Below are 20,299 nucleotides of genomic sequence, written 5' to 3'. Positions count from 1 at the left end.
CTAATCCAAGAAAGCGCTAATCTTACGCACCACCTGTTACTTGCCATGCCCGGTGTGGTATCGGGCAGCTTGGCCGACACGGTGATTTATGTCTGTGAACATAATGAACAAGGTGCTTTGGGCCTGGTCATCAATCGACCAACAGATCTGAGTCTGGTTGAGCTGTTGTCGCGCATCGAGGTTGATGTGGATAAACGCGCCGATCTGGCCGGAACCTCGGTGTACTTCGGTGGGCCGGTACAGACGGATCGCGGCTTTGTGCTGCATGACTCGGATAAAACCTATACCTCCAGCCTGGGGGTGGGCGATCTGACCCTGACCACATCCCGCGATGTCTTGCAGGATGTGGCACAGGGAAAGGGACCGGTCCACATGCTGGTGACCCTGGGTTATGCCGGATGGGGCGCCGGTCAGCTGGAAAGCGAGATGGCCGATAATGCCTGGCTGAGCATCAAGGCGACTCATGAAATCTTGTTTTCCACGCCTGTTGGGGAGCGGTATGATCGCGCCCTGGCCCTGTTGGGAATCAGTCCTTTTACTCTGACAGGTGCGGCAGGCCATGCCTGAACACGACACACCATCAACGGCCAGCTCGGCACAGACCTTGCTGGCTTTTGACTATGGCCTGAAAAAAATTGGCGTTGCATTGGGCAATACCTTGACGCGTCAGGCCCGGCCTTATACGATTTTGCGGCCCGTTACACGGGAGCAGCGCTTTGCGGCTATTGAGGCTTTACTCAAGGAATGGCAGCCCGATCGGGTTGTGGTCGGCTTGCCTTTGACCCTGGACGGTGGCGAACAGTATGCTTCGCTGCGGTGTCGACGTTTTGCCAACCAGTTGCACGGTCGTTATGGCGTTGCGGTAGACCTGGTCGATGAGCGGGGCTCCAGCATGGAGGCTCAAGAATTGCTGGGCAATAATGACGATGATGATGCCATGGCAGCGTGCGTGATCCTGCAGCGATATCTGGATAGCCTGCCTGCGGCTTGAGCTCTCTACAAGGTTGCAGCCTTTTGATTAGTTTATTTCGTTTTAGTTGGCGTGCTGTCGCTCTGATCGTGTGGATTGTGGTCGGCCTGTTCAGTGTTGGCCTGCTTTTTCCCGTCTTGCGCTCCGGCGGACGCCGTCTGATGGTGCTACGCATGTCCCGCCTGTTGATGACTATTTGTGGTGTGCGCGTCATCCTGCATGGTCAGGCGGTTCAGGATCGCTCCGTGCTTTATGTGTCCAACCATATTTCATGGTTGGACATTTTTGTGCTCAACAGCGTGCGCTGCACTTCCTTCATTGCAAAAAGTGATATCCGTCGCTGGCCCGTGATCGGTTGGCTGGTTGCTGGCGCGGGAACGGTGTTCATTGAACGTGGCCAACGTCGGGCCATTCAGATTGTTAGCCAGCAAATGGCGGTTTGTTTCGAACGGGGCGACGCGGTAGGCCTGTTTCCCGAAGGCACCACCTCCACGGGGTGGGAGGTGCGACCGTTTCATGCCAGCTTGTTTGAGACAGCGATCAGCCTGAATGTGGATATTCAGCCTGTGGCGCTGGTGTTTGAGCATCAGGGACGGCGCAGTGAGCGTTTTGCCTTTGTGGGCGAGCAGTCCCTGGTAGGCAACATCTGGGTCCTGCTCAGTGCTCGCCATGTGTCTGTGCACTGCCACTTTCTGGATGTGATGCCCGCGCTCTCCTGCACGCAATGGGGGCGCTCACAAACGGCCCATCAGGCCCGCGAGCGGATACGCGCAGTGGTTTGTCACGAGTCGGCTGCTGACACCGGCCCAGCGCGTTAACCGGGTTTTTTGCTTTCCGGGCAGTGAATCTGAACCAGGTGCCGGTCTTGCAGGCGGACTGCACTGAGTTGTCGGCCCCAGACGCAACCGGTATCCAGGCTGATGAGCGTAGGGGTGTTCAACAAGCCCAGCGTAGACCAATGACCAAAAATGATGGGCACCTGAGCGCAGGCACGTTGCGGTAACTCATACCAGGGCAGCAAGCCTGATTCGGCATCGGGGGCGCCTTTGTGCTTGAAATCCATGTGTCCGGCTGCGTCGCACATGCGCATGCGGGTCAGGGTGCTGACAATGGCGCGTAGCCGGTCGTAGCCTTTGAGCCCTGCTTCCCAGCGATCCGGTTTGTTGCCAAACAGTTCGATGATCGTGTGCTGCCAGTCATCGGCACGCAACAATGTTTCCAGCTCCTGTGCATATTCCAGTGTCTGCTCGGGACTCCAGGCTGGATGAACCCCTGCATGAACCATCAAATGCCCGTGTTCGTAATGGGCCAGGGGCTGATGGCGCAACCAGTCCAGTAGCTCCTGGGCGTCGGGCGCAGCCAGCAAGTCCTGCAGCGTATCTTGCTTGCTGGATTTACGTACCCCGGCGGCAACCGCCAGGCAGTGAATGTCATGGTTACCCAGCACGCAAACAGCGCGCTCCCCCAGGGAGCGAATCAGGCGCAGAGCACCCAGAGAGTCGGGGCCACGGTTGACCAGATCGCCAGCAAACCAGAAAGTGGCCTGGCTGTCAGCGGCCACATCCGGATGGCCGAGCAAGCTGTCCAGGGGGCGGCAGCAGCCCTGAACATCACCAATTGCCCAGATGGCAGGGGAAGTAGCTAAAGACATGGTTTAATGTGTTGCACTGGGTTTGCGACGTCGCCGGTTGTGCCGGTTTTCCATCAGGATAAGAGCGCTCAAGGCCAGCGCCATGGCGATCAGATTCGGTACCAGAGCGGTGACCCAGGGTGCCAGATTGCTGAGCATGGCCACGTTCAAGGCAAGCTGGTTGATCATGAAAAAGCCCACGCCCAGTAAAATGCCGGTAAAGACCTTGGTGCCCACACCGCCATGGCGTGTCTGCATAAAGCCGATGGGTGCGGCAATGGTAATCATGACCAGCAAGGTGAACGGATAGGCAACTTTGCGCCACAGCGCTACAACCTGACGTTTGGTTTGCAGTTTGTTGGCGTCCAGATAACCAATATAGTCCTTCAAATCCAGAATGGACATGCGTTCGGGCGTGACGACGCGCGCGATCAGTCGGTCCGGGGTCAGCGTAGTGGTCAGCGTCAGGGTGGGGCGCTTTTCAATTTTCACCAGCGCTTGCTCAGGGGCTTTGTCCTGGCTCAGGACGGTGTGTGACTGCTCGCTGACATGCGTTTCGGTGACGTCTTGCAAGTCCAGCTGGTTTTTATGAAATTGCCCGCTCGGTGCCTGCATCATGGCGTTTAAGCGTTGTCCGTCCGAGAAGTCGAACACGCTGACATCACTTACTTTGCCGTCGCCTTGCAGGTTGGCAATGTTGATGATGCGCACTCCACCTTGAGGATTGTTCTCTTTGAACCAATAGCCGCTTTCCAGCCGTCCGCTACCCGACCGTCCCAGCAAGGCCATGCCTTGCTCGCTGGATTTGATCTCGGCCATGGGCGTGACATACTCGGACAGGACAAAAGCACCGGCCACCAGCGGCAAGGTAATGGTCCAGAGCATCATCATCATATGCAGGCCGCTGACCCCCGAGGCGCGCAGAATCACCAGCTCATTGCGTTGGGCAAGGCTGGCCAGGGCCAGGGTGGCGCCAATGAGCAAGCCAATGGGCAGCAGGTCGTACAAACGAGTCGGCAATTCCAGCGCCTGGATGTAGAACAGATTGGCCAGGGTGAATTTGGAGCCGACTTTGTCCAGTTCTTCGATCAGGGCGAAAAAGGTGAACAGGCCCAGCAGTGCAAGCAGCACCACGGCGCTGGAGCGATAGATTTCGGAAGCAAGATAGCGGCGAGCGGTGCGCATGAAAATAGGGCCCAGGAAAGACGTGGCTAGCTTAACAAAAATGCGGATTGCAGTCAGGGAATAGCGACTTGACGCATGCGTTGACTGATGGTGCGAGTGCGCGACTGCAAATAGGCGCTGTTACGGTTTTTGTCATAATAGGCTGGGTTGGGGAGCATGCCTGCCAGCCGGGCGGCCTGCATGGCGCTAAGGGTGGCGGCATCAGTCTTGAAATAGTGGCGCGCCGCCGCCTGGGCTCCAAATACGCCTTCACCCCACTGAGCCACGTTCAGATACAGCTCCAGAATACGCTCCTTGCTCATGACGGTTTCAATCATATAGGTCAGAATCAGTTCCTGTCCTTTGCGCAAATAACTGCGCGACTCTGACAGAAACAGATTTTTGGCCAATTGCTGGGAGATGGTTGAGCCCCCGCGCCGACGGGTCGAGCCTTTTTCTGATTGGCGTCGGTTGTATTCCCACGCTTTACGAATGGCATCCCATTCAACCCCCGAGTGATTCAGGAAGTTCGAGTCTTCGGAGGCGATGACCGCGCGCTTCAGGTTGGCGCTGATCTTGTCGTAAGGCACCCATTGGTAGCGCAGTTTTGCATCGGCATCGGAGCTGCGCAACTGACCTTGCTCTGCCGCCATGAAGGAGGTCATCCGTGGGGGCACCACGCTATACCAGAGCACCATCACAAACAGGGCAATCTGATAGAGCAGAACGGCGGCGGCCAGGGTTAATACGGCCAGGCCGGCCAGTTTCCAGGGATGGACCAGGAGGCGACGCACGTCAGATTTGTCCCAGGTCCTGGCGCAAGGCGGCCAGCACGGGTTCGACATCGGCTTGCAAGCCATGCCAGATCTGAAAGCTGGCGGCAGCTTGGCCCACCAGCATGCCCAGACCATCTCTGCTCTGTGTGGCGCCTGCCTGCTGGGCGGCCCGCATAAAGGCGGTGGGCTCGCTGGCATAAAACATATCGTAGGCCAGCGAGTGGCTGCGGTAGCGGGCATCGGGCAGGTCGGGCAGATTCTGATTGAGACTGGCCGAGGTGGCATTGATGACGATATCCCAGTCACCGCAGTGGTCGTCCAGCCCGCCTGCACTCAGGCGGCGCGAGGCATCCGGGTCCAGAGCCACTACCTGCTCGCGGATTTCATAGGCTTTGGCACTGGTGCGATTGATGATGTGCAGCAGCTCGCAGCCGGCCTCCAGCAAGGGAAACACGACCCCACGTGAGGCGCCGCCCGCACCGATCAGCAAGATGCGCTTGCCCTCCGGGTTGTGGCCAACACGCAGAAGATCCGAACACAAACCCACGCCGTCGGTATTGCATCCATGCAGTTGCCCGTCCTCCAGCCATAGCGTATTGACGGCCCCTGCCATGCGGGCCCGGCGGCTCAGGCGTGGGCCCACCAGTTCGTAGGCTTGTTCCTTGAACGGCAAAGTCACGTTCAGGCCACTGCCCGTTTTGAAGAACTGCTCTACGGTGGAGGCGAAACCATCGAGGGGGGCCAAAATCCTCTCATAGCTCAGGGCCAGATTGAACTGGCTGGCAAATTGGGCATGGATTTGTGGGGAGCGGCTGTGCTCGATGGGGTGACCAATAACGCCGTAGCGCTGGACAGAAGTCGTGTCGGGCATGGTTAAGCGATGCTTGTCGTGTTGTCAGGTGTCAGCACCAAGGCTGAAACCACGTATTTTACCCCAGGGTCTGGCTTCGCTTCTGTTTGCCATGGGCAATACAGCCTTACTGCCCATCCCCACCCTGCATATTGAGTCCGTCACGGGTGAAGTGCCAACTGCGGGTAATCACAAGCACATCTGCGTTCGGGGCCAGTTGTTCGGGCAAGGGCGCAAAGGGGGCGGCCAGCTCCACAATACGTCGTGCCGCCAGATTCAGGGCGGGCTGTTCGGAAGGCTGAGTAATCTGAGCGCGCAGCAGGCTGCCATCTCGCCGTATATACACGGTCATTTGGAGCTGGCCGTAGAGCTGTATTCCGTCTTGCCGCGGGTAGTGGCGTGTGCCGGTTTGTTCGATCTTCTCTCGCCACTGGTCCAGGTAGCGCGCTTGTTCACTGGCCTTGGCACTGGGCCCGACATAGTGATAACGCGGCTGGCGCTGCTGCTCCCGAATCTGCTCGCGCAGCATGGCCAACTGACTGTTGTGACGTTGCGGCTCCAGATCCTGATCATCTGGACCGGGCTCCAGTGATGCGCCGATATACTCCGTACGAGGTGTCGAGGGCGGAGCCTTATCGCGGCTCTCCAGTTCGCCCAGCAGACGTTGCTGCTCGGCTTCCAGACTTTGCTGACGGGCCCGCAAGGCTTCAAGGACCAGTCGATTGGGCAGATTGGGGTCGCTCAGCGGCAAAGGATTGCTGGCCTGACCTTGCAGGTGATCCCCGCCGCCATCCAGATTGAGCTGCGCCAGCAACTGGGGACTCAAAGGCACGGAGTCGGTGCTGAAATTGACCAGAGCCACGTCCAGACGGGAGTCGGCAGCCGGGGCGGGTGGCCGGGCAGGCCAGAAAATCAGCACGAGATGAATGAGGGCGGAAAGAGCGATCGCCAGCCACAAATAATCTTTGGGCAGGTTGAGGCGCTCAAGCTTGCTCATGGCTGTCAGTCGGCCGTCGCGACCGAGCGCAAACGGGCCTCTACGGTCAAGGCCAGTTCGTCAAACGACAGCAGATCCAGGGTCACCTCCTGACCTCGCTCCAGCGCCGGCAGGCCAGGAACGTGTAGAACCAGAGGGGCGTTAGTCAAGCGCACCAGATCCTCCTTGATGAAGCTGGCCTGAACTTGCTTGATGTCGTTTTGCTGCAACCAGCGCAGGCACCAGAAACGCTCCAGAGAGGACTGGTAATCCGCCCACTGGGTGTATTGCGATTCAAAGGCGCCAATAATGGCATACAGGTCTGCATCCTTGGGCTGGAAAGGGGCTGCCAGACGTGCCGAGATGCCATGCTGGGCGGCCGCCAGGATTTGTCCTTGATTAATCAGGTCCACATAGCGGCGCAGCGGCGAGGTGGACCAGATGTATTGCGGTACACCAATGGACTCGTGCGGGCCGGGCGTGGTGGACATGCGCGTGCGCATGAATTGCTGGGAACGATAGATACCGGGCACATTATGTTCGGCCAGCAGGCCACCCCAGAGCTGATTGGCCAGGATCATGTATTCGGCCACCAGCAGGCTGAGCGGAGCATTGCGCACACGCGGCACCAGCCGGATGATGGAATTCGGGTCATCGTGCGGGCCTTCCAGTTCAAAGCTGTATTCCACCCGGTTGTTGTTTTCCGGTTTGCCCCGTACTGCCTCGCGCTGGGCCGACAGTTGGCGGGAGAAATTCCACAGCGGACGCAGCCACTGCGCATAAGGCAGCTCGGCGTTTTCGTCGGCCAGGGCCGCTTCGCTGATCAGCGGGTCCAGTTCATGCTGGCGCAGGTTGCCCGCCACGGTGATGCGTTCCAGGCGGGTCTGGTGGGACAGGATTTCACCTGTGCTGATGTCGGCATCCACATACAGGGACAAGGCAGGGCGTGTTTGACCCTGGTCCAGTGAGAAATGCGCGATCAGCTCAGGCGGCAGCATGGGAATCTTGTAGCCTGGCGTGTAAACCGTTGCCATGCGATTGCGGGCGATCTGGTCGATTTCATTGCCACGGCTCATCGCCAAAGACGGTACGGCAATGTGGACACCCACTCGCAGTCGGCCCGGCTCGGGATGCTGGACCGACAAGGCGTCGTCAATCTCAATCGTATTGGCATCGTCCACGGAGTACGCAATGACATCCGCTTCGGGCAGGTCCTGGCCCCAGTTTTGCAGGCAGATTGCCGGAAAGCCGGTGCCTTTGGGGAAATGAGCGGTTAAAAAGCGATGCTGATGCAAGGTCAGGGGGTTGGACCAGGCGCCCAGCGAGAGTAGCAGTTTCTCGGTGCTGACACCCAGTTCCTTCTGGGCTTGATCGAAGGCTTTCCACTCCAGCGTGTTTTTGTCCGGCTGGGTCAGGAAGGTCCCCGCTTTGGCTGCCACTTCGGGTGGCAACTCGCCCTTGATCATCTGCTCGGCCCAGGTTTGAATCTGTTCTTGCTGCAGACGCTTCTTTTCAATGGCGGCCAAAGCGGCTTGCAGGATTTCCGGGGGAGCGGGGCGATACAGTCCCTTGCCCCGACGATGGAAGTAGGCCGGTGCGCTGTGCAGAGCAAAAATGGTGCCGGTTTTTTCGATGGCGCTGGGAGGGTGGCCAAAATACTCCTGGGCCAGTTCGGCCGCCTCAAATTCGTCCTGCGGTGCGCATTCCCACAAGAAATTGATATCCAGCGAGTCGGCCAGGGCCTGGGCTTTTTCCAGCAGCTCTGCAGGGGCTGGCTGATCGAATGTAAACAGAACGCTGTTTTTCTTGATTTTGCTGCGCTTGCCAGACGCGGATTCCACCTGCATGGTGGTATCGCTGTCAGAAAATATTTTTTCTGCTTTGAAATTACCGCTGTCTTCAAAAAGGACGTACATGATTTTCCATCTGGATGGTGCTGGCCATCCGGTAAATAGATTTAAGGTTGTTGCAGGGCAAAGCGCAAAATATCGTCGATCCAGGGGTCGAAGTCGGTCAGACCGTGATCGCCGCCTTCCAGAATCTGCCCTTGACTGCCTTTGTACCAATCCGCCATTTCGCGCCAGTTAAGAACTTCATCGCCTTTGGCGGCCAGCAGATAAAAACGCTGGGGATCGCTTGGGCGTGGGACATGAATGTCGTTGAGCTCATCGACATAGTCGGGCAGGAAATGAAAAGGGTCGGGCGAGTGATAACAGACATGTTCGCCCACCTGGGTGGCCAGATCCCGTCCTGCGTAGACCACTGGGTTGAGCAGTACCGCGCGGCTGTGATAGTGCTGCGCCAGGTGACTGGCATAGTAACCGCCTAGCGAGGAGCCGATCACACATAATTGATCCGTGCTCATGCCTGCCTGCAGTTCGGTATCCACAATGCGTTTACACATGGCAATGGCCTGGGCCGGGCTGGCGGGCAATTGCGGGCAGCGCCACAGGTGCAGCATGTCTCTGTCCTGCAAGGCTTGTTTCAGGCGCTGCGCTTTATAGGACGAAGGCGAGGAACGAAAGCCGTGAAGATAGAGAATCATGGGAGCACCTGCTATATAGATAAGAGGGTCAGCGTGACAGTTGATCCAGCAGGCGCTGATGAATGCCGCCAAAGCTGCCGTTACTCATCACAACAATGGCATCGCCGGGCTGGCTGGCTTGAACAATAGCCTGAACCATTTTATCCAAATCATTCCACGCTGTGGCACGATCCCCTAAAGGGGCCAGGACCTTGGCCGCATCCCAGCCCAGCGCGTGCTTGCCTTGGGTCTCGCCGTAGCAAAATACCAGATCTGCCTCTTCCAGCGAGCCTGGCAGGCGGGCCGCCATGGCGCCCAGCTTCATGGTGTTGGAGCGCGGTTCGAGCACCGCCAGAATCCGGCTTGATTGACCGGTTTGACTGCGCAGGCCGGCGAGGGTGGTGGCAATGGCTGTGGGGTGGTGAGCAAAATCGTCGTAGACCGTAATGTCTTTGACGACACCCCGTACTTCCATGCGACGCTTGATACCGGCAAATTGGCTCAATGCCTGACAAGCCCGCTCAGGCTGTACGCCCACATGGTGGGCGGCAGCAATAGCGGCCAGAGCGTTCAGACGATTGTGCTCGCCTGTCAAGGTCCAGTGGACGATGCCCTGGGGCTGGCCCTTGAAACTTACTTCAAAGGAAGTGGGACTCAGCGCTTTGCTGTCCCAGTCTCCTTCAGGGCCGAACTGCTCGACCGGCGTCCAGCAACCACGTGCCAGGGTTTCATCCAGGCTGGGGGTGTGGGTGGGACGGACAATCAACCCAGTGGAAGGAATGGTGCGCACCAGGTGGTGAAACTGGGTCTGGATGGCATGCAGATCCGGGAAGATATCGGCATGGTCGTATTCCAGATTGTTCAGAACGGCTGTGCGGGGGCGATAGTGAACAAACTTGGAGCGTTTGTCGAAAAATGCGGTGTCGTACTCGTCGGCCTCGATCACAAACAAGGATTGTCCAGGATTGAAGCGCGCCGAGACGCCCAGACCAGGGGCCACGCCACCGATCAGGAAATTAGGCGACAGATCGGCCTGCTCCAGAATCCAAGCCAGCATGGAGCTGGTGGAAGTCTTGCCGTGTGTGCCTGCCACGGCCAATACGTGCTGCTGGTGCAGGATGTTCTCGCCCAGCCATTGCGGACCGGACGTGTAAGGCAGGCCCTGATCCAAAATGGCCTCCATCAGGGGATTGCCGCGGGTGACCACATTACCCACTATATAGAGATCAGGACACAGTTCGGTTTGCTCTGCGCCAAAGCCCTCGATCAGTGCAATGCCTTGCTCTTCCAGTTGGGTGCTCATGGGCGGGTAAACCCCGGCGTCGCAACCTGTGACCGTATGGCCAGCCGAACGGGCAATCAGGGCCAGACCACCCATGAATGTGCCGCAAATTCCTAGTATGTGTATATGCATGACAATCCTCCGGCCTGTATTCTAGACGACTGTTTGATCTGATGCGTGAGCTTTGGTGAGGGCCGGTGCTATCATCCCTGAATGATATTTTTTCAGGTGTAAGCCGGTATGCGTAGGCGTCTTTTTCTGCGGCAGTCGCTGGTGTGTGCAAGCCTTTTGGCCCTGCATCCTGCCCCATGGGCCAGTTTGCTGCCTTCCGACCCGTTTCTGGCGCAAAGCTTCAAAGATCTTCAGGGCGAGGATCGTGCGCTGTCCGCCTACAGCGGCAAGCCGCTGGTCGTGAATTTCTGGGCAACCTGGTGCGCGCCCTGCGTCAAGGAAATGCCTGACCTGCAAGCCCTGCACGAACGCTATCCCGACGTGCACTTTGTCGGCATCGCGGTGGACTCGCTCGATAACGTCACGGAGTTTCTGGAACGCGTTCCGGTCAGCTACGATATTTTGCTGGCGGGTTCGGCGGGTCTGAAACAGATGCGCAGCGTGGGCAATAAAAAGGGCGGCCTGCCCTTTACGGTCGTGTTTGGCAGCAATGGTCGGATCAGCGAACGGATTTTGGGTCAGATAGATCCCGAAAAGTTGGACGAAGTTATTAAGGCTCAACGCTAACTGGCCGACTTTTTCGCTTAATTTCGTTAAATTTCCGCTCTGTGGGCAGCCTGCCCCAAACGGGATGGAACCAATCCTAACTGTTTGTAAGCCAAGCAGGTTTATGGACAAATGACGTTATTTAGCGTAAAAAGGCGGTCTGTCTTGACGAAAAATCCGCTATGGCGAAACATGTCCTGGTCCTTAACGGGCCCAACCTCAACCTGCTGGGAACACGAGAACCCGATGTCTACGGACACCAGACTCTCGAAGATATCAACAGTGGTTTACGGGTGCTGGCCGATCAGCATGGCGCGCAGTGTCATTTTTTTCAAAGTAACCACGAAGGCGGGCTCGTTGATCGAATTCATCAAGCTCGTGACCAGGGTGTCGATTTCATCCTGATCAATGCTGGGGCCTATACCCATACCAGCGTGGCGATACGGGATGCGCTAGCCGGTGTCGGTATTCCGTTTATTGAAGTTCATCTGTCCAATGTTCACCGTCGTGAGCCGTTCCGCCACCACTCCTATCTTTCTGACACCGCTTGCGGTGTCATTGTGGGTTTAGGGGCGTACGGCTATGAGGCCGCTTTGCGGTTCGCTTTGAATAGTTAGGCGGTTCGTTTCGTTTTTTTGACCAATATTTTTTTAATGCCGTCCTGTCCCAGTCAGTGGCTAGTGCGGCGTTGCGGGAAGTACGCATGGATCTTAGAAAACTCAAAACCCTGATCGATCTGGTCGCCGAGTCTGGCATTGCTGAGCTGGAAATCACCGAAGGTGATGACAAGGTTCGCATTGTTAAATTTTCGCAAAGCTCGGCCGCTCCCGTGGTGTACGCCCCTGAGGCTCCTGTAGCCCAGGTGGTGGCGCCCGCCGGTGCTCCTGCCGCCCCGGCTGCTCCCGCAGCTCCCGAAGGCCACGCCGTCAAGGCTCCGATGGTCGGTACCTTCTATCGTGCCCCCAGCCCGGGCGCCGCTCCGTTTGTGGAAGTGGGCCAGACCGTCAAGGAAGGCGAGCCCCTGTGCATTATCGAGGCCATGAAGCTGCTCAACGAGATCGAAGCCGACAAGTCCGGCGTGATCAAGGAAATCCTGGTTGAAAACGGCGGGCCGGTGGAATACGGTCAGACCTTGTTCATCATCGGTTGATGATATGTTTGAAAAAATCCTAATCGCCAATCGGGGCGAAATTGCCTTGCGTATCCAGCGCGCCTGCCGCGAGATGGGTATCAAGACAGTCGTCGTTTATTCTGAAGCAGATCGTGGTGCCAAATACGTGCGTCTGGCTGACGAGGCCGTATGCATTGGCCCAGCCCAGGCCCGTGACAGCTACCTGAGCATGCCTGCCATCATCTCGGCGGCGGAAGTCACCGATGCGGAAGCCATTCACCCTGGCTACGGCTTTATGGCTGAGAATGCGGACTTCGCTGATCGTGTCGAAAAGAGCGGTTTTGTCTTTATCGGCCCTCGTCCCGAGAACATTCGCACAATGGGCGATAAGGTCATGGCCAAGAAAGCCATGATCGAGGCCGGTGTGCCCGTGGTTCCCGGCTCGGACGGTGCCTTGCCTGACGATCCGGCAGAAATCGTGCGCATTGCTCGCGAAGTGGGTTATCCCGTCATCATCAAGGCCTCGGGCGGTGGTGGTGGTCGCGGCATGCGCGTGGTCTACACCGAAGCGGCCCTGTTGACAGCTGTTGCTACGACGAAAACTGAAGCAGCGGCGGCGTTCAACAATCCCGAGGTCTACATGGAAAAGTACCTCGAGAATCCACGCCACATCGAAATTCAGGTGTTGGCCGATGGCGACCGCAACGCCATCTGGCTGGGTGAGCGCGATTGCTCCATGCAGCGCCGTCACCAGAAAGTGATTGAAGAGGCGCCCGCACCGGGCATTCCGCGTCGCCTGATCGAACGTATCGGTGAGCGCTGTGCCGACGCTTGTCGCCGTATGCGTTATCGTGGCGCGGGCACGTTTGAATTCCTGTATGAAAACGGTGAGTTCTTCTTTATCGAGATGAACACCCGGATTCAGGTCGAGCACACCATCACGGAAATGATTACCGGTATTGATCTGGTGCAAGAGCAGATCAAGGTGGCTGCAGGCGAGAAATTTGTATTGCGCCAGCGTGACATCGAATTCGTGGGTCACTCGATCGAGTGCCGTATCAATGCAGAAGACCCGTTCAATTTCGTCCCAAGCCCTGGTTTGATTACCAAGTGGCACACGCCCGGTGGCCCTGGCGTGCGTATCGACTCACACGTCTTTACCGGTTACACCGTGCCTCCCTATTACGACTCCATGATTGCCAAGCTGATTACCTATGGCAAGACACGTGAGCAGGCCATCGCCCGTATGGACATTGCCTTGTCCGAAATGGTGGTGGAAGGGATCAAGACGAACGTGGAACTGCACCGGGAATTGATGCAGGACGCCAACTTCAAGGCAGGTGGCACCAGTATTCATTACCTGGAACAAAAGCTGTCCCAACGTAGCAAATAAGGGCAGCAACGGGTCGGGCCGATGGCCTGACCTGACAAGAATGATGATTATGTAAAACAGGGGCAAGCCCCCTGTTTTGCTTTATGGAAACTATGTATGCGTGAACTCTTACTGAGCTGCCAGGAACACGAAGCTGAACGTTTGTCCGATGCCCTGCTGGAAGCGGGCGCCTTGTCGGTGTCGGTGGAAGATGCTGACGGTGATACCGATCAGGAAAAGCCCTTGTTTGGTGAGCCGGGTATTGAGCCGGATGTGTTGGCCTGGGATCGCAATTGGGTGGTGGCGTTGCTGCCCGAGGAGCTTGAGCCGGAAGAGTTGCTGCAACCGCTGTTTGAGGCGGGTGTGCTTGATCGCGACAAGGCCCAGTGGAGCCTGCGCGAAGTGCCTGACGAGGATTGGGTGCGTTTGACCCAGTCCCAGTTCGGTCCCATTCCCGTGGGCGAGCGTATCCTGATTGTGCCTAGCTGGCACAAGGATGATGAGGATCTGCCTCCTGCTCAGGAAGGTGATGACGGACTGGTGCGGATTGAACTGGACCCCGGTCTGGCCTTTGGCACCGGCAGTCATCCAACCACACATTTGTGTCTGGATTGGCTGGCCCACCATGTGCAGGCAGGTCAGACCGTGTTGGATTATGGTTGTGGCTCCGGCATTTTGGCCATTGCCGCCCGCAAGCTGGGTGCCGGTCATACGATTGGTGTGGATATTGACGAGCAGGCCGTGATTGCCACGCGCTACAATGCGCAAGTCAATCAGGTCGAGGTGGAGGGCTTGCTGCCCGACGCGATGCCCGCCGGGCAAACGGATCTGGTTGTAGCCAATATTTTGGCCAATCCCCTGCGTATGCTGGCACCTATGCTGGCCAACCGCGTCAAACCGGGCGGGCATCTGATTTTGTCCGGTATTTACAATTGGCAGGCTGAGGAAATGATCGATGTCTACTCCTCCTATCTGCCCTTGTCGGTCTGGCAGGAACGGGATGGCTGGGTGTGTTTGGCTGGTCAACGCCCGTTGTAAGACGGCAGAACTTAAGGTGAGTTTATGGAGCTAAAGACTCGCTGCCCCCGTTGCGGGACCTCATTTGCAGCTAGTGTGGAAGTGCTGCAGCGCCGCCGGGGCTATATACGCTGTATTCAATGTGCGCATATCTTCGATGGCTTTGAAGAAGTCATTGATGAGCAAGCCCCTGAGCCTACCTATGTTTCTCCCCCTGTGATGGAACCGATCGAGCCGCGTCTGGCGCCTGAGCCGACGGTGTCGGCCCGGCGCGAACAGGTGCAGGCGGTCGATTTGCAGGCTCCCATCCCGGGACCGCGCTTTGTTGAGCACTCCCGTCACGCCCCACCCCGCGATGAAGGCAGTGCCCATGAGTCTTTGCAGGTCCGTAAATTTCCGGACTCCATTCTCGCGCAGGCGCCCGTTACACCGGCTGACCCTGCCGTGATTCGTGCTCGTGCCAGAGCAGGGCGTACGCCGCGCGATGACGGGGAAGCAGCATTTTTTGTGTCTGCTGATCTGACCCCTGAGCAAGAGCGTGGGCATCATATCGGTCAGGCTTCCTGGACAGGTGCAGAACCCCAATTCAGTGTTGGTGATCGCGCCAGCACGTTGCGAGCTTCATTTCCCTCCCGTCAGGCTGATGGCACGCATGATAGCGACCATGTGCAGCAGGACTGGCTTATTGAGCCTAACCCTGCCTTGCAGCGTGAGACGCGCTATGAAGGTGAGGCCAGCCTGGGTCAGCGTGTGAGCGCTCTGTTCTGGACCAGTTTGTGCGTATTGGGTGCGCTGCTGTTTGTCGCGCAGTTGATGTATGTCTACCGTGTGCAGATTGTGAGCCAGGTGCCCCTGTTGCGTCCCGTGTTCGAGCGTGCCTGTGAGACGTTGTCCTGCCAGGTTCCCTATGAGCGCCGCCTGGATCAGATCCGGGTGCAGGCTTCGGCTTTGCATAAGGCGCCCAGCCAGCCTGGTCAATCCACCTTGGGCTTTACGCTGCGTAACGACTTTGAGCGTCCCCAGGAGTGGCCCACGCTGGTTCTTGATTTGAAAGATTTTTCCGGAGCTCTGATCGCACGGCGCAATATCACGCCCGACCAGTATCTGGCTCCCGAGCGACGTGAGCCTGCTTTTGCAGCGCGCAGTGAGCTCATGGTGCGCCTGCCTTTGAACACCGGGCAGCTACAAGTTAATGGCTACCAGATTAGCCCTTTTTTTCCATAAGGTAATTTATGACCGAGCGAGTGCTGGTATGTGGTTCGATCGCGTTCGATACGATCGCGGTTTTCGAGGGGTACTTCAAAGATCACATCTTGCCCGACAGCATCAAGACCCTGAGCGTGTCTTTTTTTGTGCCCAGCCTGCGTAAAGAGTGGGGCGGCTGCGCAGGTAATATTTCCTACACCTTGAATATGCTGGGTGGCCAGCCTGTGCCGGTAGGGGCAGTCGGTAGTGATGGCGTGGACTACGTACAGCGTCTCCAGGATCTGGAGATTGACACCAGCATGGTCCGGGTGATGCCAGACATGTTCACCCCTCAGTGCTTCATCACCACCGACCTGGCCGCCAGCCAGATTACTTCTTTTCATCCCGGCGCGATGGTGAGCTCGGCCCAGATTGACCTGTCGGGCCAGGAAGCGGCCTGGGGTATTGTGGCGCCAGATTCCAAAGATGGCATGTTCGCCCATGCGCGCCGTTTGCATGCGCAGGGCACCCCCTTTATCTTCGACCTGGGTCAGGCCATGCCCTTGTTTGCGGGTGAAGACCTGCATGAAATGCTTGAACTGTGTCAAGTTCTTACGGCTAACGAGTATGAGGCCGAAGTGATTGAGCAGCGCACCTCCAAGAGCATGGCCGAGATCGCACAAGGCTTGCAAGCGGCCGTGGTGACGCGTGGCGAGCATGGCAGCACGCTTTATCATCAAGGCCAGACTTATCACATTGCTCCAGTCCCCGTGGAAAATCTGGTTGATCCCACCGGTTGCGGCGACGCGCATCGCGCCGGCCTGTTATATGGACTTACAAAAGGGTGGAGCTGGCAAGAGGCCTGCAGCTTGGGCAACTTGATGGGCAGTATTAAAATTCAAGCTGATGGTCCGCAAAATCATGAATTTAAACGATCTGATATCTCGGCCATGCTAAAACAGCACTATGGTATCGAACGTAGTCTGTAAGAGAGCACTCAGCCGTTTTCTATGATTCGGCCAGCCACGTTTTTTGGAGTAAACCGTATGTACGTTTCTTTTTTCGATCGACCCAAAGTACGTCTGCTGGTAGTGGCGAGCCTGGCGGCGCCCGTGTTCCTGCTGGCCGGTTGTGCCAATAAATCGGCTTCCAGCTCGGTGTACAGCTACGGTCAGGCTCAGCGCGAACAGATCGTGCGTTTAGGTACGGTGGTGTCGGTACGAGCCGTCACCATTCAGGAAGACCAGAACTCGGGCGTGGGTACGGTTGGGGGAGCCGCCTTGGGTGGCGTGGCAGCCAGCAGTATCGGTGGCGGGCGCGGCAGTATTCTGGCCAGTATCGGTGGCGCTATTTTGGGTGGCCTGGTTGGTAATGCCGTAGAGAACCGTATGGGTAAGACCCAGGGTTTGGAGATTACGGTGCAGCTGGACAACGGTGAGACTCGTGTCGTGGCTCAGGAAGCCGATGTACCGTTGTCCGTCGGCCAGCGTGTACGCATGCTCAGCGGTAATGGTCCTACGCGTGTGGTGCCCATGTAAGTGGTGCCCCGTGGCTTCACGTGATAAAGAACCCGGTTCATGGCCGGGTTTTTTTATGCCTGTCTGTGCTGGCTGGCCTGGCGGCGCTCACGCTCAAGCAGGATTTTCTTGCGCTCCAGGCCCCAGCGGTATCCTGCCAGACTCCCGCTTTGTCGCAGAACACGATGGCAGGGAATGGCAACGGCCAATAGGTTGCTGGCACAGGCTTGAGCGACTGCCCGGGCTCCGTTTGGCATGCCCAACCGGACGGCAATGTCGGTATAGCTCATGGTCTGGCCCAGGGGTATCTCGCGCAGCAATGTCCAGACTTGTTGTTGAAAAGCGGTGCCTTGAATGTCCAGAGGCAGGTTCATTTCCTGATCCGGCTCGTCTACCAAGGTTTGTAGGTAGGCCAGTTCTTGCTGGAGCTGCACCTCTGCTTGAATCAGCGTGGCTGCTTTGAACTGATTCTGCAGTTGTTGGAGCATGACTGCGGCGTCATCACCCAAAGAAATTGCGCAAATCCCGCGTTCGCTCCTGGCGACCAGCAACATACCCAGGCTGCACGCGGTGATGCCAAAATGAATCGGCCCGCTTGGGCCTGAGCGACGCCGTGTAATGGCCGGCTTGTCCGCCGGGATATAAACGTGTTCGTCGCTTTGTGAAAAAGCAGTAGCGGCTGCTCGCTTGGGCATGCGCCACAAGTACCAGGAGGCCACGCTTCGATACGGGGCCCAGGCTTGGGCAATCTCACGCAGAGCGCGGGGCGAGGGGGCTTTGTCCAGACGCTTCAGATTGCGGTAGCCTTCACGCACTCCGAAGTCATCTGCAGGCAGGATGTCCTCACGCTCCAGCGTATACATCATCATCATTTCAACCGTCCAGCGTCCGATGCCACGCAAGGTGGTCAGCCGTTCGATGAGTTCTTTCTCGGACATCTGCACGGCACGTGCCTGATCGGGAATGAGGCCATCCAACCGCGCTTGTGCCAGCCCCATGATGCTGGTGGCCTTGGCGCCGGACAAGCCGCAAGCCCGCAGCGTCTCATACGGTGTGGCCAGCACTTCCTCTGGATCTGGGCAATGGCCGTGGGGATAGAGATCAAGCAGACGCTGCAAAATGCGTTCAGCTGCACGGGTATGCAACTGCTGATAGACCACAGAGCGGATAAGTGCCTCGTAAGGGTCGCGTTCTGGGCGTGGCTGGTGAACACAGGGGCCGACATGGGCAATCAGTGCCTGCCAGTCAGGGTCCAGTGCGGCCAGAAATTTTTCGGCCTTGCGATAGCGGCCGTCCAAGTCCGGGTTCGGTAAAAGGCGAGTCATGCCAGTGCTCGGCTGATTGAAGGTAAGACCAGTATAAGGTCCACCTTGGGGGCAGGCACCCTGATTCTTGCTCTTGAATTCATGTCATGAAAACTGGGTGGACTGTGTGTCGGGGGGCTCCATTGACGGGGCGGGAGGGGGAGTGTTGATGGGGTTGTAGTTGAATGTCCAGGTGCAGGGGAGCAAAAAAAAGCCTGAACATACGTTCAGGCTTCTTCAGACAAGATGGCGTGCCAGCCTAGATAGGTACGAGGCTGAAAGCTGTGCGTGTGATGACCATATTGAGCACCTGTGTCAACAGCAGCAACACTAATGGCGACAGATCCAGGCCACCCAGATCGGGCAAGACGCGGCGGATCGGGTCCAGCAAGGGCGCCGTAATGGAACGCAGCAAAGGCATGCTGGGAGACTGAGGCTGAATCCATGACAGCAAGGCCTGCAGCAGCACCACCCAGAAAATCAGGCTCAAAGTCCAGCGCAGCACGGTAAAGACGGCGGCCAGCAAGAACATGGGGAAGTTGGAGAGCATGGAGACCGAACCGGTCAGCACCATGGCGCTAAGAACAAGGTAAACCAAGGCACTTAGCCAGGCGGCGAACAGGGAGGTCCAGTCCCAATGATTGCCACTTTTGATCACCCGTCGCAAAGGCATGATCAGCCAGTCCGTGACTTTGAACATGGCTTGTGAATAGGGATTGAAGGGGTGGATTCTGAGCGCATAAACCCAGGCACGCAGTAGCAAAATCGTGCCCAGCAGTGACAGAACAATATGGATTAGGAAGAGGGCGACTTCACTGAACATAGTTGCTTGGTATGAATTGATAGAAGAGAGAATTGTCGCATGCAAGTGCGTCAAACCAAAGAGCCACCCGATCGGGGTGGCTCTTTAGGAAAAACGTGCAAACGAGGTGCGCTTAAGGACGCTTGCCGGTTGGGAACGGCCAGGAGCCGGCAGGGTTGATGTCTTCACGACGCGGCTCAGCAGGCGCAGCAGCGGTTTTGGTCGCTTTTCGTGCGGCGGTCTTGTTGCCAACTTTAGCGGCGGTTTTGGACGTTGTACTGGTCTTTGGGGTTTTGGTTTCTGCGGTCACGGATTTAACTTCTTTCTTCTTGGGAGCTACGGATTTTGCTGCACTGGCAGCGGGACTGGCTTTTTTTGCCGCTGTCTTGGCTGTTGCCTTAGTGCCGGTTTTAGCGGCAGGTTTGGCTGTCGCTTTACTGGACGTGGCTTTCTTTGCCACGGATGTGCTTGCCTTGGTGCTGGCCGGCTTTTTGTCGGCAGCCGTGGCAGCAGGTTTGGCAGTTGCTGTTTTAGCAGTGTTTGTCTTGGGAGCGGCCGCTTTTTTGGCGGGCGCTTTTCTGGCTACCGTTTTTTGGGCAACGGCTTTGCTGGCGCTGGTCTTTTTAGCAGCTGCTTTTTTGGCGACGGTTTTCACGGCGGCTGGCTTGCTTGTGGCTGTTTTGCTTGCCGCGGGCTTTGCTGCCGTGGTTTTCTTTACCGCTGCTTTTGTCGCAGTTTTCTTGGCTGGGGCGCTGCTTGCCGCTTTGGCAGGCGCTTTCACAGCAGCTTTGCCGGTCTTGGAAGCCGTGGTTTTAGCGGGGGACTTGGAGGCAGCGGTTTTGCTGCTGGGACTGGTCTTGGTAGCAGTAGCGGTTGCGGGTGCTGCGGCTGTTTTGGCTGGCGTTGCTTTTTTGGGGCTGACGGCTTTCTTGCTTGCTGCTTTTGCTGCGCCTTTCTTGGCTGTTGCCATGATCATGCTCCTTGAGAACAAGTCTTTAGTTTGTCCACACCCATTTGTCCTGGCCTGGAAAACTGCAATGGCCTTTTTCAAATGACGCAGGCGTTCAGGGCCAATACCCTATACGCATAGAAGTCTAACGCA

General features: G+C 57.3%; 22 protein-coding genes and 1 pseudogene. 12 read left to right on the top strand and 11 right to left on the bottom strand.

Features of this window, described 5'->3' with window-relative positions; translation table 11 throughout:
• Positions 1-45 precede the first annotated feature (45 nt).
• From RSQ48_RS14560 to RSQ48_RS14550, 3 genes are read left to right on the top strand one after another with little or no spacing between them, the layout of a single operon-like run.
• Positions 46-567: a YqgE/AlgH family protein gene (locus tag RSQ48_RS14560; protein WP_003801891.1), complete on the top strand. Its 522-nt coding sequence runs from the start codon at positions 46-48 to the stop codon at positions 565-567.
• Positions 560-991, top strand: a complete 432-nt coding sequence (gene ruvX / locus RSQ48_RS14555; RefSeq protein ID WP_219235123.1) for a Holliday junction resolvase RuvX — start codon at positions 560-562, stop codon at positions 989-991. The genes RSQ48_RS14560 and ruvX overlap by 8 nt, the downstream gene beginning before the upstream one ends.
• Before the next feature lie 23 nt (positions 992-1,014).
• Positions 1,015-1,788 (top strand): lysophospholipid acyltransferase family protein, encoded by a 774-nt coding sequence (locus tag RSQ48_RS14550; RefSeq protein ID WP_240209269.1) that lies wholly within the window; start codon positions 1,015-1,017, stop codon positions 1,786-1,788.
• Here the strand turns inward: RSQ48_RS14550 and RSQ48_RS14545 are convergent.
• From RSQ48_RS14545 to mpl, 8 genes are all read right to left on the bottom strand, one after another.
• Positions 1,785-2,621 carry a symmetrical bis(5'-nucleosyl)-tetraphosphatase gene (locus RSQ48_RS14545; protein ID WP_003801888.1) on the bottom strand — a complete coding sequence of 279 codons (837 nt, stop codon included), beginning with the start codon at positions 2,619-2,621 and terminating at the stop codon, positions 1,785-1,787. The genes RSQ48_RS14550 and RSQ48_RS14545 overlap by 4 nt on opposite strands.
• Before the next feature lie 3 nt (positions 2,622-2,624).
• Entirely contained in the window at positions 2,625-3,785 is a 1,161-nt protein-coding gene (gene lptG / locus RSQ48_RS14540) for an LPS export ABC transporter permease LptG (protein WP_059318252.1), read from the bottom strand.
• A 53-nt stretch (positions 3,786-3,838) separates the two neighbouring features.
• A complete protein-coding gene (gene mtgA / locus RSQ48_RS14535) occupies positions 3,839-4,558 on the bottom strand; it encodes a monofunctional biosynthetic peptidoglycan transglycosylase (protein ID WP_059318253.1) in 720 nt (239 codons plus the stop codon).
• Position 4,559: 1 nt separating this feature from the next.
• Positions 4,560-5,411: a shikimate dehydrogenase gene (aroE, locus tag RSQ48_RS14530; RefSeq protein ID WP_003801885.1), complete on the bottom strand. Its 852-nt coding sequence runs from the start codon at positions 5,409-5,411 to the stop codon at positions 4,560-4,562.
• A gap of 106 nt (positions 5,412-5,517) precedes the next feature.
• Positions 5,518-6,387, bottom strand: a complete 870-nt coding sequence (locus RSQ48_RS14525) for an energy transducer TonB (protein ID WP_415301934.1) — start codon at positions 6,385-6,387, stop codon at positions 5,518-5,520.
• Positions 6,388-6,392: 5 nt separating this feature from the next.
• On the bottom strand, positions 6,393-8,282 hold the full coding sequence (locus RSQ48_RS14520) for a ribonuclease catalytic domain-containing protein (protein ID WP_003801883.1): 1,890 nt from the start codon (positions 8,280-8,282) through the stop codon (positions 6,393-6,395).
• Positions 8,283-8,323: 41 nt separating this feature from the next.
• Positions 8,324-8,911 (bottom strand): YqiA/YcfP family alpha/beta fold hydrolase, encoded by a 588-nt coding sequence (locus RSQ48_RS14515; RefSeq protein ID WP_003801882.1) that lies wholly within the window; start codon positions 8,909-8,911, stop codon positions 8,324-8,326.
• Between the two features lie 28 nt (positions 8,912-8,939).
• On the bottom strand, positions 8,940-10,304 hold the full coding sequence (gene mpl / locus RSQ48_RS14510; RefSeq protein WP_003801881.1) for a UDP-N-acetylmuramate:L-alanyl-gamma-D-glutamyl-meso-diaminopimelate ligase: 1,365 nt from the start codon (positions 10,302-10,304) through the stop codon (positions 8,940-8,942).
• A 108-nt stretch (positions 10,305-10,412) separates the two neighbouring features.
• Between mpl and RSQ48_RS14505 the strand changes: the two genes are divergently transcribed.
• The 8 genes from RSQ48_RS14505 (at position 10,413) to RSQ48_RS14470 (ending at position 17,112) form a co-directional block, all read left to right on the top strand.
• Positions 10,413-10,910: a TlpA family protein disulfide reductase gene (locus tag RSQ48_RS14505; protein WP_003801880.1), complete on the top strand. Its 498-nt coding sequence runs from the start codon at positions 10,413-10,415 to the stop codon at positions 10,908-10,910.
• A 161-nt stretch (positions 10,911-11,071) separates the two neighbouring features.
• Positions 11,072-11,506 (top strand): type II 3-dehydroquinate dehydratase, encoded by a 435-nt coding sequence (gene aroQ, locus RSQ48_RS14500; protein ID WP_003801879.1) that lies wholly within the window; start codon positions 11,072-11,074, stop codon positions 11,504-11,506.
• Between the two features lie 86 nt (positions 11,507-11,592).
• Positions 11,593-12,039: an acetyl-CoA carboxylase biotin carboxyl carrier protein gene (accB, locus tag RSQ48_RS14495; protein ID WP_003801878.1), complete on the top strand. Its 447-nt coding sequence runs from the start codon at positions 11,593-11,595 to the stop codon at positions 12,037-12,039.
• 4 nt (positions 12,040-12,043) lie between these two features.
• Positions 12,044-13,393, top strand: coding sequence for an acetyl-CoA carboxylase biotin carboxylase subunit (gene accC, locus RSQ48_RS14490; protein WP_003801877.1), 1,350 nt, complete (start codon positions 12,044-12,046; stop codon positions 13,391-13,393).
• A gap of 96 nt (positions 13,394-13,489) precedes the next feature.
• The gene (prmA, locus tag RSQ48_RS14485) at positions 13,490-14,410 is read left to right on the top strand and encodes a 50S ribosomal protein L11 methyltransferase (protein WP_003801876.1); all 921 of its coding nucleotides are present in this window, start codon (positions 13,490-13,492) and stop codon (positions 14,408-14,410) included.
• A gap of 24 nt (positions 14,411-14,434) precedes the next feature.
• Positions 14,435-15,613: a zinc-ribbon and DUF3426 domain-containing protein gene (locus tag RSQ48_RS14480; RefSeq protein WP_080584978.1), complete on the top strand. Its 1,179-nt coding sequence runs from the start codon at positions 14,435-14,437 to the stop codon at positions 15,611-15,613.
• Between the two features lie 8 nt (positions 15,614-15,621).
• Positions 15,622-16,563, top strand: a complete 942-nt coding sequence (locus RSQ48_RS14475; RefSeq protein ID WP_415301933.1) for a carbohydrate kinase family protein — start codon at positions 15,622-15,624, stop codon at positions 16,561-16,563.
• Between the two features lie 57 nt (positions 16,564-16,620).
• Entirely contained in the window at positions 16,621-17,112 is a 492-nt protein-coding gene (locus RSQ48_RS14470) for a glycine zipper 2TM domain-containing protein (RefSeq protein ID WP_003801873.1), read from the top strand.
• Between the two features lie 53 nt (positions 17,113-17,165).
• Here RSQ48_RS14470 and RSQ48_RS14465 read toward each other — a convergent pair whose 3' ends face one another.
• The 3 genes and pseudogenes from RSQ48_RS14465 to RSQ48_RS14455 form a co-directional block, all read right to left on the bottom strand.
• Entirely contained in the window at positions 17,166-17,645 is a 480-nt protein-coding gene (locus RSQ48_RS14465) for a methylated-DNA--[protein]-cysteine S-methyltransferase (RefSeq protein ID WP_407927751.1), read from the bottom strand.
• A gap of 135 nt (positions 17,646-17,780) precedes the next feature.
• Positions 17,781-18,416, bottom strand: a pseudogene (locus RSQ48_RS14460) (DNA-3-methyladenine glycosylase family protein); the annotation flags it as partial.
• A 238-nt stretch (positions 18,417-18,654) separates the two neighbouring features.
• Entirely contained in the window at positions 18,655-19,218 is a 564-nt protein-coding gene (locus RSQ48_RS14455; protein ID WP_059318260.1) for a YggT family protein, read from the bottom strand.
• 197 nt (positions 19,219-19,415) lie between these two features.
• On the opposite strand from RSQ48_RS14455, the gene RSQ48_RS14450 reads away from it, so the two are divergent.
• The gene (locus RSQ48_RS14450) at positions 19,416-20,252 is read left to right on the top strand and encodes a hypothetical protein (RefSeq protein WP_415301932.1); all 837 of its coding nucleotides are present in this window, start codon (positions 19,416-19,418) and stop codon (positions 20,250-20,252) included.
• Positions 20,253-20,299: the final 47 nt, after the last annotated feature.

Origin of the sequence: Alcaligenes sp. SJTW-7, assembly GCF_047716895.1 — a bacterium.
Lineage (GTDB): Bacteria > Pseudomonadota > Gammaproteobacteria > Burkholderiales > Burkholderiaceae_B > Alcaligenes > Alcaligenes ammonioxydans.
This window is presented reverse-complemented; position numbering and strand designations above follow the sequence as displayed.